This window comes from Micromonospora sp. NPDC006766, assembly GCF_040636055.1.
Classification (GTDB): domain Bacteria; phylum Actinomycetota; class Actinomycetes; order Mycobacteriales; family Micromonosporaceae; genus Micromonospora.
In genome coordinates this window covers 246,614-259,739 of sequence record NZ_JBEYIX010000003.1, presented here as the reverse complement: position 1 = coordinate 259,739, position 13,126 = coordinate 246,614, and the positions used below count along the sequence as shown (strand labels likewise).

The 13,126-nt window shown below is 71.4% G+C and carries 13 protein-coding genes; 5 read left to right on the top strand and 8 right to left on the bottom strand.

Annotated features, from left to right (window positions below; translation table 11 throughout):
• Window positions 1-10: 10 nt before the first annotated feature.
• Window positions 11-265 carry a hypothetical protein gene (locus tag ABZ671_RS06835; protein ID WP_357852414.1) on the top strand — a complete coding sequence of 85 codons (255 nt, stop codon included), beginning with the start codon at window positions 11-13 and terminating at the stop codon, window positions 263-265.
• Window positions 266-268: 3 nt separating this feature from the next.
• Here the strand turns inward: ABZ671_RS06835 and ABZ671_RS06830 are convergent, their stop codons facing one another.
• The 6 genes from ABZ671_RS06830 to ABZ671_RS06805 all read right to left on the bottom strand — a co-directional run bounded on the left by ABZ671_RS06830 (window position 269) and on the right by ABZ671_RS06805 (window position 6,744).
• Window positions 269-1,450 (bottom strand): ROK family transcriptional regulator, encoded by a 1,182-nt coding sequence (locus ABZ671_RS06830; protein WP_357852412.1) that lies wholly within the window; start codon window positions 1,448-1,450, stop codon window positions 269-271.
• A gap of 26 nt (window positions 1,451-1,476) precedes the next feature.
• Window positions 1,477-2,736: an ABC transporter permease gene (locus ABZ671_RS06825; protein ID WP_357852409.1), complete on the bottom strand. Its 1,260-nt coding sequence runs from the start codon at window positions 2,734-2,736 to the stop codon at window positions 1,477-1,479.
• Window positions 2,733-3,557, bottom strand: coding sequence for an ATP-binding cassette domain-containing protein (locus tag ABZ671_RS06820; protein WP_357852406.1), 825 nt, complete (start codon window positions 3,555-3,557; stop codon window positions 2,733-2,735). Before ABZ671_RS06820 ends, ABZ671_RS06825 begins: the two co-directional genes overlap by 4 nt.
• Window positions 3,558-3,664: 107 nt before the next feature.
• Complete coding sequence (locus tag ABZ671_RS06815; protein WP_357852403.1) at window positions 3,665-4,765, bottom strand: substrate-binding domain-containing protein; 1,101 nt, start codon at window positions 4,763-4,765, stop codon at window positions 3,665-3,667.
• Window positions 4,766-4,942: 177 nt separating this feature from the next.
• Window positions 4,943-5,422, bottom strand: a complete 480-nt coding sequence (gene ybaK / locus ABZ671_RS06810; RefSeq protein ID WP_357852400.1) for a Cys-tRNA(Pro) deacylase — start codon at window positions 5,420-5,422, stop codon at window positions 4,943-4,945.
• A 101-nt stretch (window positions 5,423-5,523) separates the two neighbouring features.
• Complete coding sequence (locus ABZ671_RS06805) at window positions 5,524-6,744, bottom strand: methyltransferase domain-containing protein (RefSeq protein WP_357852396.1); 1,221 nt, start codon at window positions 6,742-6,744, stop codon at window positions 5,524-5,526.
• 248 nt (window positions 6,745-6,992) lie between these two features.
• On the opposite strand from ABZ671_RS06805, the gene groES reads away from it, so the two are divergent.
• Complete coding sequence (groES, locus tag ABZ671_RS06800; RefSeq protein WP_089005269.1) at window positions 6,993-7,307, top strand: co-chaperone GroES; 315 nt, start codon at window positions 6,993-6,995, stop codon at window positions 7,305-7,307.
• Window positions 7,308-7,377: 70 nt separating this feature from the next.
• Window positions 7,378-9,018, top strand: a complete 1,641-nt coding sequence (groL, locus tag ABZ671_RS06795; RefSeq protein ID WP_357852392.1) for a chaperonin GroEL — start codon at window positions 7,378-7,380, stop codon at window positions 9,016-9,018.
• A gap of 503 nt (window positions 9,019-9,521) precedes the next feature.
• Here groL and ABZ671_RS06790 read toward each other — a convergent pair.
• Window positions 9,522-9,905: a WhiB family transcriptional regulator gene (locus ABZ671_RS06790; RefSeq protein ID WP_357852389.1), complete on the bottom strand. Its 384-nt coding sequence runs from the start codon at window positions 9,903-9,905 to the stop codon at window positions 9,522-9,524.
• 193 nt (window positions 9,906-10,098) lie between these two features.
• Here ABZ671_RS06790 and ABZ671_RS06785 point away from each other — a divergent pair, with 193 nt between their 5' ends.
• Complete coding sequence (locus tag ABZ671_RS06785; RefSeq protein ID WP_357852386.1) at window positions 10,099-10,902, top strand: helix-turn-helix transcriptional regulator; 804 nt, start codon at window positions 10,099-10,101, stop codon at window positions 10,900-10,902.
• A 47-nt stretch (window positions 10,903-10,949) separates the two neighbouring features.
• On the opposite strand, the gene ABZ671_RS06780 is transcribed toward ABZ671_RS06785, so the two are convergent.
• Window positions 10,950-11,360 carry a DUF5319 domain-containing protein gene (locus tag ABZ671_RS06780; protein WP_357852383.1) on the bottom strand — a complete coding sequence of 137 codons (411 nt, stop codon included), beginning with the start codon at window positions 11,358-11,360 and terminating at the stop codon, window positions 10,950-10,952.
• Window positions 11,361-11,559: 199 nt separating this feature from the next.
• On the opposite strand from ABZ671_RS06780, the gene guaB reads away from it, so the two are divergent.
• Window positions 11,560-13,122, top strand: coding sequence for an IMP dehydrogenase (gene guaB, locus ABZ671_RS06775; protein WP_357852380.1), 1,563 nt, complete (start codon window positions 11,560-11,562; stop codon window positions 13,120-13,122).
• The last annotated feature ends 4 nt before the right edge of the window (window positions 13,123-13,126 follow it).

Below are 13,126 nucleotides of genomic sequence, written 5' to 3'. Positions count from 1 at the left end.
GGGGAGCGCCGTGATCGTCCGGATGTGGGAGGCGAAGGCCGAGCCGTACGGCTTTGCCGACCTGATCACCTGGGTGTGTGAGACCGTGCTGCCCGAGTTCGAGCACGACCCGCTGCACCTGTCCAGCGAGGTGTTCTCCTCCACCGACCACCGCATCGTGGTCATCTCCAAGTGGCGGAGCAACCCGCGTACGCTGCCGGACCCGCCCCCGACTCTGGTGGCCCGCCCGCCGCACACCTGGGACTTCACCCAGGTCGACCGCTGACGGTCAACCCACGTCGAGGGGGTCGGCGAGGAGTCGTTCGAAGGCCAGCTCGGCGGCGCCGATCAGCGCCGCGTCCGCGCCCAGCATCGGCGTACGCAGCCGGACGTGCTCCAGGCAGGCGGGCAGCCCGTTGGAGTTGAGCCGGCTGCGGACCTGGGCGGCGGCGGCCAGGTAGAGGTCACGCATCGTGCCGCCGAAGATGACCATCTCCGGGTTGAAGATGTTGACCAGGTTCGCCACGCCGAAGCCGAGCCAGTCACCGGCCTGGCGGACCGCACCCTGGGCGCGGGCGTCGCCCCGATCGGCCGCGTCGAAGACGGCCAGCAGCGCCTCCCGGCCCCGGGCCTCGGAGCGGCCGGCGGCCCGCAACAGCCCGTGCTCGCCGATCTCGGTCTCCCAGCAGCCCCGGCGCCCGCAGTCGCAGGGCGCGCCGTCGCGGACCACCACCATGTGGCCGACCTCGCCGCTGTACCCGCCGTGCCCGGTCAGTCGCCGCCCGCCGGCGATGATGCCGGCCCCGACGCCGACATCCCCGTACAGGTAGATGACGTTGTGACAGCCGGCCGCGACGCCCCGGGCATGCTCGGCGAAGGCGGCCACGTCCGCCACATTGCCCACGGTGATCGGTACGTCGATGCCCAGCTCGGCGGCGAGCGCCGCGCCAATCGGCTCGTCCACCCAGCCGGTGGTCGGGCCCAGCCGGACCAGGCCGTCCGCGCGGCGCACCATGCCGCAGACCGCGACCCCGCCACCGACGCAGATCGCGTCCGGCGGCGTCGACTGGTGCATCTCCTTGACCGCGCCGGCCAGCAGCGGCGCGGTCTCTTCGGCGACCAGATTCCGGGGCCGGTCCAGCTCCCGGCGGTCGAGCACCGCACCGCCGAGACCGACCCGCGCGGCCCGCAGCCGGTCCACCTCCACGCTGTACGCGTACGCGTAGATCCGCTCCGACTCGGGCCGGACGACCAGCGACGGCCGCCCGGCCCGGCCGGTCTCCTTCGGGGCGCCCTCGCTGACCAGACCGGCGCCGGCCAGGTCGGCGGTGAGCGCCCCGATCGTGCTGCGGTTCAGCCCGAGCGCGGAGGTCAACTCGGCGCGGGTGGTGGCGCCGTGCACGTGCACGTACCGCAGCAACGCGCCCAGGTTCTGCCGGCGAATCTCGTCCTGGCTCGGACCTGCGCGCATTGCCACAACCATCTCGCGTAACGGGGTCAGCGGGTGCCGGTGGCGGCGGCCCGCCGGCGGGACAGCGCGTCGATGGTGGCGGCCCCGAGCAGGACGATGCCGGTGACCACGTACTTGACGCCCGAGCTGTATCGCATCAGGCTCATCCCGTTGTCAATGACGGCGATCACCGCACCGCCGAGCACCGCGTCGAGCACCCGGCCCTTGCCGCCGAAGAGGCTGGTGCCGCCGATGACCGCCGCGCCGACGGCGTAGAGCAGGACGCTGCTGCCACCGGTGTTGGGGTCGACCGAGTTGGCCCGGCTGGCCGCCACGATGCCGCCGATGGCCGCCATGCCGGAGCAGATCACGAAGGCCGAGATCCGGATCCGGTCGACGTTGATACCGGCCCGGCGGGCCGCCTCCTGGTTGCCGCCGACGGCGTAGACGTGTCGGCCGTAGCTGGTGCGCTGCAGCACGAAGGTCCAGACGATCAGCAGCGTCGCGATGAGCGGCACCACGATCGGCACGCCCTTGAGCGAGGTGATCAGGACGTTGTGGCTGCGCTCCAGGTTGAGGATGAAGACCGCCACGCCGAGGACCAGGGCCAGCGCGCCGATCCGGGCGAGGACCACTGCGATCGGGTCGGTCAGCAGGCCGCGGGCGGCGCGCTGCCGGTGTCGGAGCAACTGCACCGCCGCGTAGCCGGCGACCGCCACAGCAGCCAGCAGCCAGCCGACCGCGGGGGGCAAGTTTCGGTTGGCGATGGCCAGCAGCACGTCGTCGCGGACCGAGATGTTCGCGCCCTCCTTCATGAGCATCAGCGCGATGCCCTGGAAGGCGAGAAAGCCGGCGAGGGTCACCACGAAGGAGGGGATGCCGACCTTCGCCACCAGGAAGCCCAGGAGCGTGCCGATGACCAGCCCGGTGGCGATGGCGGCGAGGACCGCCAGGTACCAGGGGTAGCCGAGGACGGTCACCACGTTGGCCAGGACCGCGGCGCAGACTCCGCTGGCAAAGCCGGCGGAGAGGTCGATCTCGCCGAGCAGCAGGACGAAGACCAGCCCCATCGCGATCAGGGCGACGGCCGCGCCCTGGGTGAAGAGGTTGGCGAAGTTGCCGGCGGTGACAAAGGCCGGGCGCGCGACCGAGAAGCCGACGCAGAGCACGACGAGCATGCCGACGGCGGGAAACGCGCCGATGTCGCCTCCGCGTACCCGATGCCAGTAGTTGCGGAGGTGACTGCCGACGGTGGGCACCGGTGTGACGGCGGCGGGCCCCTCATTCTTCACGGCGGTGGTGGTCATCGGACGGCTCCTGGAGTGGGGTCGGCGGGCTCGGCGCCGGTGCCGTTGCTGCCCGGGGCCGGGTCGGCGGGGAGGCCGAGGCTGCCGGAGCGGCCAGCCGTGATCAGCTCGACCACCTGGGAGTGGGTGATGTCGCTGGCCTTCACCTGGGCGACCATCTGGCCGAGGTAGAGCGCGGCGATCCGGTCGGAGACGGCGAAGACGTCGTTCATGTTGTGCGAGATGAGCACCACGGCCAGCCCTTTGTCGGCCAGCCGGCGGACCAGCTCCAGCACCTGCGCGGTCTGCGCGACGCCGAGTGCGGCGGTCGGCTCGTCCAGGATGACCAGCTTGCTGTTCCAGAGCACCGCCTTGGCGATCGCCACGGTCTGGCGCTGGCCACCGGAGAGGCTGGAGACGTGCTGACGCAGCGACTTCACCGTGCGGACGCTCAGCCCGGCCAGGGTCTCGGCGGCCAACTGCTCCATGGCCGGCTCGTCGAGCACGATGCCGCTGCGCCGCTCCCGCCCGAGGAACATGTTCTGGACGATGTCGAGGTTGTCGCAGAGCGCGAGGTCCTGGTAGACGACCTCGATGCCGAGCGCGGCCGCGTCGCGCGGGCCGTGGATGCTCACCGGCTGGCCGTCGAAGAGGAACTCGCCGGCGTCCGTGGGATAGATGCCGCTGATGCACTTGACCAGGGTCGACTTGCCGGCGCCGTTGTCGCCGACCAGCGCGGTGACCTCGCCGGGGTGTGCGGCGAAGCCGACGTCGCGCAGCACCTGGACGGGACCGAAGCTCTTGTCGATCCCGCGCAGTTCCAGCAGGGGGGTGGCGGGCACGGGGGTCTCCTTTGCGCGGAGAGAGATCTCGGATGCCGTCCGGCGACGCGCCGCCCGGCGCGGAGTATGCGTGCCGGGCGGCGCCGCCTGAAACGGGCAGGAAAAGGTCAGCTGATGCCGGCGTCGGCGCAGAGCTTGGCGTACGCCCCGGCGCAGAGCTCTTCCTTGGTCACGTAGCCGTCGTCAACGACGTCCTTGACGTTGTCCTTGAAGATCGCCTTCGGCTCCAGCAGCACGGCCGGCACGTCCCGGCCGCCCTCCGGGTCCTTGACAGTCTGGCCGGTGTCCTTCTTCTCGCCCTTGGCGAGTGCGATGGCCAGCCCGGCGGCGGCGTCCGCCTCCTTCTTGACCGCCTTGTAGACGGTCATGCACTGGTCACCGGCGAGGATGTTCTGCAGGCCCTCGGCGGTGGCGTCCTGGCCGGTCACCGGGACCTTGCCGTTGAGCTTGTTCTTCTTCAGCACCGAGATGGCCGCGTTGCCGAGACCGTCGTTGGCGGCGAGCACCCCGTCGATTTTGCCGCCGGCGTTGGTGAGCTGCTGCTCGAAGATCGTGCCGGCCTCGGCGTTGTCCCACTTCGGTACGGAGTCGTCGGCGGCCTTGGTGTATTCCTTCGAGTCGAACTTCGGCTTGAGCACCGAGTCGTACCCGTTCTTGAACAGGGTGGCGTTGTTGTCCGTCGGCGAGCCGTTGAGGTAGGTGATCGTCGGGTTCTTGACGCCCTTGTCGGTCAGGCACTTGACCAGACCCTCGCCCTGGAGCTTGCCGACCGCCTCGTTGTCGAAGCTGACGTAGTACGCCGCCGAGCCGCCGAGGGTGAGCCGGTCATAGTCGATGGTGGCCACACCCTGGGACTTCGCCCGGTCCAGCACGGCCTTGCCGGTGCCGGAGTCCAGGTTGACGATCATCAGGACGGTTACGCCTTCGTTGATCATCGTGTCGGCGATGGTCTGGAAGGCGTTCTTGTCGTCCTGAGCATTGTCGATCTTGGCCTCGACGCCGGCGGCCTTGAACGCCTCCTCCAGGTACTTGCGGTCCGCGGTCTCCCACCGCGCGGAGGACTTGCTGTCCGGGAGGATCACGCCGATCTTCGGCTTCTTGGCTGAGTCGCCGCGGCCCTGGTCGGAGCCGCCGTTGTCACCACAGGCGGCCATGCTGCCGGCGGCCAGCAGGCCGGCGGCAGCGAAGGTGAGGAAGCCCTTGCGCATGTGCAGGGTCCTTTCCGGAGGTGGGGGATGGTGTTTTTGTTGTGTCCGGCAACGTATTCCCCGCCTCACGGCGCATGCAAGACTGTCGAAGTCGGAAGTTTGTTGGCGGCGATAACAATTCAGCAACGCCACTGGCCTCCGGTTGCTCGGCTGGCCTCAGGTGGGCTGCGACTGGGCTCAGGCCGCGGCGATCGGCGCGGTGACGGCGTCGGTCAGCGCGACCAGGTCCGCCGGGGCGAGTTGCAGTTGAAGCCCCCGACGACCCGCCGAGACATAGACACTCGGATGGCCCAGCGCGGACGCGTCGACCACAGTGGGCAACCGCTTGCGCTGGCCGAGCGGGCTGATTCCGCCCCGCACGTAGCCGGTGGCCCGCTCGGCGGCGGCCCGGTCGGCCATGGTGGCCCGCTTGCCGCCAACGGCGGCGGCCAGGGCCTTGAGGTCCAGATCCCCGGTGACCGGCACGACCGCCACGGTGAGCCCGCCGTCGACCTCGGTGACCAGCGACTTGAACACCCGCTCCGGCGGCACCCCGAGGGCCGCCGCGACCAGGGCACCGTAGTTCGGCGCATCCGGGGAGACGTCGTACGGGTGGGTGCTGTGCCTGATCTTCCGCTTCGCCAGCAGCGCCGTCGCCGGAGTGCCCTGTCCCGCCATGCCCGACAAGCTAACCCGCCCGGTGCCGGCCGGCGAGCCTAATCCCGCGCCAACCATCCTCAGCCCGGCGCAGACCGTCCTCAACCCGGTGCCGACCGTGCTCAACCCGGCAGCGGCTGGCAGAGCAGCACGGTCGGCGCGCCGTCAACCCGGGTCAGCACCAGGCTGGCCGCCGCCTCGCCGGCGAGCCTCAGGTCGCGGCGCAGCTTCTCCGGCTCCAGCGCCGAGCCGCGCTTGAGGATCTCCACCCGGCCCACCCGGCGCTCCCGGAGCAGGGCGCGCAGCCGCTTCAGCGAGAACGGCAGCACATCGGTGATCTCCAGGCAGCGGGCGAACGGGGTGGCTACCGGCGTGTCGGCGTAGAGGTAGGCGATGCTCGGGTCGGCCAGGGTCGCGCCCAGTTCCACGGCCAGTTCGGCGACCAGGTGCGCGCGGACCACGGCCGGGTCCGGGTCGTACAGGTAACGGCGGACGGTGCCGACGGGCGCCTCGGCGTCGCCGCTGCCGGTGAGCTGATAACAGGGGGCCCCTGCTCTACCGGAGGCGTTAACAGGGGGCCCTTCCTTGCACAGGGTGGCGCGGCGGGGGAGGTCGGCCAGTGCACCGCACCAGAGGGCGGCCTCGACCAGGTCGCCGGAGACGCTGACCCATTCCGCCTCGGCACCCGGCGGGATCAGCGCGTGGTCCAGCCCCGGGGCCACCTTCACCACGGTCCGGGGCGCCCGCTCGGCCAGCCCGGTGACGAAGTCCCAGGGCGGCGAGTAGGCGTTCGGGTCGAAGATCCGGCGGCCGGTGCCCGCCTTCCGCCGGGCCGGGTCGCAGAAGACGGCGTCCACCCGGGTCACGTCGAAGGCCGTCGCGTCGCCACACTCGACGTTGAACAATTCGGCCAGTCCGGCCGCCTCGGCGTTCGCGGCGGCCATCGCGGCGGTCACCGGGTCGGCCTCCACCCCGTACACCCGGATGCCGGCGCGGGCGGCGGCGAGCGCGTCCGCGCCGAGGCCGCAGCCCAGGTCGGCGAGGCTGCGCACCCCGGCGGCGCGCAGCCGGGCGGCCCGTCGGTCGGCGACTACCCGACGGGTGGCCTGCTCCAGCCCGGGGCGGGTGAGGAACATGCCGGCGGCCTCCGGCCCGAACTTGCCGGCCGCCCGGCGGCGCAGCTCGGCCTGGGTGAGCGCGGCGGCGGCCAACCCGGCCGGGAACCCCGCCGAGCGGAGCCGGGCCGCCGCGGTCAGCGGATCACCGCCGGCGACCTCGGTGGCCGCCGCGAGCGCGGCCGACCCCTCGGGGGTACGCAGGGCGGCGAGCTGGTCGAGATCCACCCGCTCATTGTCCGGGCAGCGCGCGACGCGCCGGGCGGCGGGTTGGCACTCTCCTTGACGGAGTGCTAGCCGAGGAATAACCTGCGATTAGCACTCTCACCCTGAGGGTGCCAACTCCCGGGCCCGCGTGTCCGGGGGTTGACGCCAGGCGGACCGGCACCCGCGACGACGGCCCCGCCCGGTGGCATGTGGCAGATTGACGCCGGTCGGCGTGCCGACCGGCAACGAAACCAGTACCCCAGGAGGGTATGCCCGTGACTACCGCGACCAAGGTTGCGATCAAGCCGCTCGAGGACCGGATCGTGGTCCAGGCGAACGAGGCTGAGACCACCACGGCGTCGGGCATCGTGATCCCCGACACCGCCAAGGAGAAGCCGCAGGAGGGCACCGTCCTCGCTGTCGGCCCGGGCCGGATCGACGACAAGGGTAACCGTGTGCCGCTCGACGTGAAGGTCGGCGACACCGTTCTCTACTCGAAGTACGGCGGCACCGAGGTCAAGTACGCCGGCGAGGAGTACCTGGTGCTCTCCGCCCGCGACGTCCTCGCGGTCATCGAGAAGTAAGCAACCGATCAGTGTCGTTGCCCCGGTCCGGCTCGCCGGGCCGGGGCAACGTCGCTTCGAAGGGATACTGATGGCAAAGATCCTCAGCTTCTCGGACGATGCCCGGCACCTGCTGGAGCACGGTGTCAACGCCCTCGCCGACGCGGTCAAGGTCACCCTCGGCCCGCGCGGGCGCAACGTCGTCCTGGACAAGAAGTTCGGTGCGCCCACGATCACCAACGACGGCGTGACCATCGCCAAGGAGATCGAGCTCACCAACCCGTACGAGAACCTCGGCGCGCAGCTGGTCAAGGAGGTGGCGACCAAGACCAACGACGTCGCCGGTGACGGGACCACCACCGCGACCGTGCTGGCCCAGGCGATGGTCCGCGAGGGCCTGCGCAACGTGGCCGCCGGGGCCAACCCGACCGGCCTCAAGCGGGGCGTCGACGCGGCGGCCCGGCAGGTCTCCGAGGCGCTGCTCGGCAAGGCCGTTGAGGTCTCCGGCAAGGAGTCGATCGCGCACGTCGCGACGATCTCCGCGCAGGACGCCACCATCGGCGAGCTGATCGCCGAGGCGATGGAGAAGGTCGGCCGCGATGGTGTCATCACCGTCGAGGAGGGCTCCGCGCTCGTCACCGAGCTGGAGGTGACCGAGGGGCTCCAGTTCGACAAGGGCTTCATCTCGCCGAACTTCGTCACCGACGTGGAGGGGCAGGAGTCGGTCCTGGAGGACCCGTACATCCTGATCACCACGCAGAAGATCTCGGCGATCGAGGAGCTGCTGCCGCTGCTGGAGAAGGTCCTCCAGCAGAACAAGCCGCTGCTCATCATCGCCGAGGACGTCGAGGGCCAGGCGCTGTCGACGCTGGTGGTCAACGCCATCCGCAAGACCCTCAAGGTCTGCGCGGTCAAGGCCCCCGGTTTCGGTGACCGTCGCAAGGCGATGCTCCAGGACATGGCGATTCTGACCGGCGCCGAGCTGGTTGCCCCGGAGCTGGGCTACAAGCTCGACCAGGTCGGCTTGGAGGTGCTCGGCACCGCCCGTCGCGTGGTGGTCGACAAGGAGAACACCACCGTCGTCGACGGCGGCGGCCAGGCGTCCGAGGTCGCCGACCGGGTTGCCCAGATCCGCAAGGAGATCGAGGCCTCGGACTCCGAGTGGGACCGGGAGAAGCTGGCCGAGCGGCTGGCGAAGCTCTCCGGCGGCATCGCCGTGATCAAGGTCGGCGCGGCCACCGAGGTCGAGATGAAGGAGCGCAAGCACCGCATCGAGGACGCCATCGCCGCGACCAAGGCCGCGGTCGAGGAGGGTACGGTCCCGGGTGGCGGCGCCGCCCTGGTCCAGATCCTGCCGGTGCTCGACGACCACCTGGGCCTGACCGGTGACGAGAAGGTCGGCGTCTCGATCGTGCGCAAGGCGCTGGTCGAGCCGCTGCGCTGGATCGCCCAGAACGCCGGCCACGACGGCTATGTGGTGGTGCAGAAGGTCGCCGGCAAGGAGTGGGGCAACGGCCTCGACGCCGCCACCGGTGAGTACGTCGACCTGGTCAAGTCCGGCATCCTCGACCCGGTGAAGGTGACCCGCAACGCGGTCACCAACGCCGCCTCGATCGCCGGGCTGCTGCTCACCACCGAGAGCCTGGTGGTGGAGAAGCCGGAGAAGGCCGAGCCGGCCGCCGCCGGCGGTCACGGCCACGGTCACGGCCACCAGCACGGCCCGGGCTTCTGAGTCTGAGGCCGTAACGGCAGTCGATCAGGGCACACCGCCTCCCGAGCGGTGTGCCCTGATCCGTATTGCTCCTGAACTGCTGACGGGCCGGGTGTTGGTCGGGGACGCTACGAAGTTGATGACGTAAACGATTCACCGGCCCCAGCCCGGCGGCCGTCCAGCAAACGGCACACCGGCAGGTGGTCGGCGGGGTACCCCGCCCCTGTCGAGACCCGCGTCCGACCGGTCTCGCCCACCTCGCCCGCGCCGCCGCTGTCCTCGGGCACGCCCGCTTCTGCGCCGCTGGCGTCGCCGTTGCTCGGCTGGTCCCAGCCTGTCCTCGGCCACCCCCGTGCGCGACCTGAATCATCCACGTCATCAAGTTCGTAGCGCCCGAAGGACAGCTTGCGCCGGGCGCACCGGACCGCGGGAGGTGGGCCGCTGCCGTGAGGCATGGCGGTCGCGTGCGAGCGAGCCGACACCCGGAGCTTGGGACGCGTCATCGGGATGGTGGTGGGGGCGGGTCAGGCGATCCGGCGCTGCTCCGGCACCGCGGACCGGTGCGTCGCGCCGAGGCGCGACTCCAGCCGGGCCACGTCGACCCGCGACTGCCGGCGGTCGGCCAGGTCCTCCCAGCCGAGGGCGAGCAGCCGGAGCCGTTCCGACTCGCTGAACCCACCCCACACCCCGTAGGGCTCACGGACCGACAGGGCGTGCGCGGCGCACTCGGCCCGCACGGGACAGGCCCGGCAGACGGTCTTGGCATCCGACTCGCGGCGCAGGCGCGACGAGCCGCGCTCACCGTCCGGGTGGAAGAACTGCGCGCTGTCCCGCCCTCGACAGGCACCGAGCCGCTGCCAGTCCCAGAGGTCGATGATGGGCCCAGGCAGTCTGCGTACGTTCGACATCAGCACCCCTCTTCCTGCCGGTTCCGGCTGCCCCCTCGGTACCCGGGCCTGCTCGCGCTCACACATCTGTGATCGAGACCTCGGACAACTAGCGGCATATGCCCCATCTGTCGGAAAAGTTCGGATGATTGCCCGGAACCTCCTCCCTGGCCGACCCCGTCGTGGTCTGCTCTGAGGCGGAGAGGAGACCACTGTGCGTAGCGTTCTCGTGTGCGTTCGGACACCACTCGCGGCCCAGCACCTGACCTCCGCGGCGGCGCGGCTCGGGCTGGCCGGGGCCGTCCGGACGGCGGTCTCCGACCCCGAGGTGATGCTGCGGCTCGCCGAGCGCCCGGTCGACGTGGTGCTCGCCGACACCGCCCTCACCCGGCCGGACAGCGCGGGCTTCGTCCGCCGGGTGCTCGCCCGCGCTCCCCAGGCCGCCGTGCTGCTCCTCGGCGCCGAGGAGTCGGAGGCCGCGGCGGCCACCATCAGCGCCGGCGCGCGGGGGCTCATCCAGGGTGCCGACCACGATCTCACCAGCGCGGTGGCAAAGGCGTTGCTGCTGCTCGCCGCTCCCGGGCGACCGGCCCGGCACCGAGTGACCGACCCGGCCCGGGACGCCGCTGCGGTCGGTGGGTCGCCCCGCCCGGCCGCATCGACGCGTACGCCGGGCGGGCCGCCCGCCTGGCCGGCGGGCGCCGCGGAGGGCGCGCCCACGGTGGTCCCGGTGCAGCGTGGCGACGACCCGGCCGAAGCGGCCGGCGGCGAGCCGGAACCGACCCGGGCGGGCGGCCCCCAGCGGGCGAGCGCCCGCAGTGCGATGGGGTTGACCGAGCGGGAGCTTCAGGTGCTGCTCGGCATGGCCGAGGGGAAGAGCAACGCGGAGATCGGGCGGGAGTTGTTCGTCTCCGAGGACACCGTCAAGACGCACGCCCGTCGGCTCTTCCGCAAGCTGGGTGCGCGCGACCGGGCGCACGCTGTGGCGGCGGGCTTCCGAGCCGGTCTGGTCGCCTGAGTCCGAGCCGGCCCTGAGTCCGAGCCGGCCGGGCCCGGCCGGCTCGGTCAGTCCTCGGCGGGGACGTCTTCCTCGGTGCCCTCGGTCAGGGTGTCGTGCACGCCGTCGGCGTAACCCCGGGCGTAGTCCCAGCTGACGTAGTGGTCGGGGTCGGGGTCGTACGCCGGCTCGTGCAACCGGGGCCGGCCGGAGTTGAGCAGGTGGCGCAGGTTGCCCCGGAGCAGGTCCCAGTCGAAGTAGTGCGGCTCGCGGCAGTCCTCGCACTCGATGACCAGGCCGCGCACCCCGATCGGCTGGAGCAACGCCTGATAGATCTCCAGGTCGGCGAGGTCCTCCAGGACATCCTGGCGCTCGACCTCGGTCAGCGGGTCGATCGGGTCGTCCTCGCGCGGGTCGTGCAAATCAGCAGCCGGATCGGCCGGGTCGCCGCTGAAGGGGTCGATGGGCTCGTCGTGCACCCCCTCACCGTAGACCCCGGCGCACCGGAAAGTCCGCCCCTGGGCACACCTGTGGCGGTGCCTACCGGGGCCCCGCCGCTGCCCGGGCCGGCGCAGCCCAGTGGGTACGATGAAGCCACGCGCCGTCATTTCCGGCGCCCGCCGGTGCCCGCGCGCGCCGCCTCGCTGAAGCCCGTCCGACCAGCTCAGGGGAGCAATCGTGGAGAATTCGCCCAGCACCGACCTTCCCGCCGGCGCCAACGGCGGCGAGCTGGCCGGTCATCTGCCCGAGTTGCCGGCCGGCTCGGCGCGGGTGGTGCCGCTCGGGCTGACCTTCGACGACGTGCTGCTCCAGCCGGGCGAGTCGGACATCGTGCCCAGCCGGGTCAACACCCGCACCCGACTCACCCGCAACATCGAGCTGAACATCCCGCTGCTCTCCAGCGCGATGGACACCGTCACCGAGGCGCGGATGGCAATCGCCATGGCCCGCCAGGGCGGCATCGGCGTGCTGCACCGCAACCTCTCGATGGAGGACCAGGCGCTCCAGGTCGACCTGGTGAAGCGCTCCGAGTCGGGCATGATCACCAACCCGGTGACCGCCAGCCCGGACGACACCCTCCGCGACGTCGACGCGCTCTGCGGGCGCTACCGGATCTCCGGCGTGCCGCTGGTCGACGGCCAGGGCCAGCTCGTCGGCATCGTCACCAACCGCGACATGCGCTTCGTCTCCGACCCGGCCACCCCGGTCCGCGAGATCATGACCCGGACCCCGCTGATCACCGCCCCGGTCGGGGTGAGCAAGGACGCGGCGCTCGATCTGCTGCGCCAGCACAAGGTGGAGAAGCTGCCGATCGTCGACGACGCGGGCAAGCTGCGCGGGCTGATCACGGTCAAGGACTTCACCAAGAGCGAGCAGTATCCGAACGCCACCAAGGACTCCGCCGGCCGACTGCGGGTGGCCGCCGCGATCGGCGTGGGCGAGGACGCGTACAAGCGGGCCCGCACGCTGGTCGACGCGGGCGTCGACATGCTGATCGTGGACACCGCGCACGGCCACCAGCGGGCCGTGCTGGAGATGGTCGCCCGGCTCAAGAAGGACGTCGCCATCGACATCGTCGGCGGCAACATCGCCACCTACGCCGGCGCGAAGGCGCTGGTCGAGGCCGGCGCGGACGGCGTCAAGGTAGGTGTCGGTCCGGGTGCCATCTGCACCACCCGGATCGTCGCCGGGGTGGGCGTGCCGCAGATCACGGCGATCATGGAGGCCGCCCGGGCGGCCCGCCCGGCCGGCGTGCCGGTGATCGGCGACGGCGGCATCCAATATTCCGGCGACATCGCCAAGGCCCTGGTCGCCGGCGCCGACACGGTGATGCTCGGCGGCCTGCTGGCCGGCTGCGAGGAGAGCCCCGGCGAGCTGATCTTCATCAACGGCAAGCAGTACAAGGCCTACCGGGGGATGGGCTCGCTCGGCGCGATGCAGTCCCGCGGCCAGGCCAAGTCGTACTCCAAGGACCGCTACTTCCAGCAGGACGTGACCAGCGACGAGAAGCTGGTCCCCGAGGGCGTGGAGGGCCAGGTCCCCTACCGGGGCCCGCTCGCCCAGGTGGCCCACCAGCTCGTCGGCGGGCTGCGGCTGGCCATGGGGTACGCCGGCGCCGAGACCATCGCCGAGCTGCACCAGCGGGGCCAGCTCATCCGGATCACCGCGGCCGGGCTCAAGGAGAGCCACCCGCACGACATCCAGATGACCGTTGAGGCGCCCAACTACCACTCCCGCTGACCAT

What these genes read in the sequence shown, in the direction of transcription:
- ABZ671_RS06790 (WP_357852389.1), bottom strand. Translation starts at nt 9,905, where the DNA reads ATGTCGAACGTACGCAGACTGCCTGGGCCCATCATCGACCTCTGGGAC.
- groES (WP_089005269.1), top strand. Translation starts at nt 6,993, where the DNA reads ATGCCCGTGACTACCGCGACCAAGGTTGCGATCAAGCCGCTCGAGGAC.
- ABZ671_RS06815 (WP_357852403.1), bottom strand. Translation starts at nt 4,765, where the DNA reads ATGCGCAAGGGCTTCCTCACCTTCGCTGCCGCCGGCCTGCTGGCCGCC.
- ABZ671_RS06830 (WP_357852412.1), bottom strand. Translation starts at nt 1,450, where the DNA reads ATGCGCGCAGGTCCGAGCCAGGACGAGATTCGCCGGCAGAACCTGGGC.
- ybaK (WP_357852400.1), bottom strand. Translation starts at nt 5,422, where the DNA reads ATGGCGGGACAGGGCACTCCGGCGACGGCGCTGCTGGCGAAGCGGAAG.
- ABZ671_RS06825 (WP_357852409.1), bottom strand. Translation starts at nt 2,736, where the DNA reads ATGACCACCACCGCCGTGAAGAATGAGGGGCCCGCCGCCGTCACACCG.
- groL (WP_357852392.1), top strand. Translation starts at nt 7,378, where the DNA reads ATGGCAAAGATCCTCAGCTTCTCGGACGATGCCCGGCACCTGCTGGAG.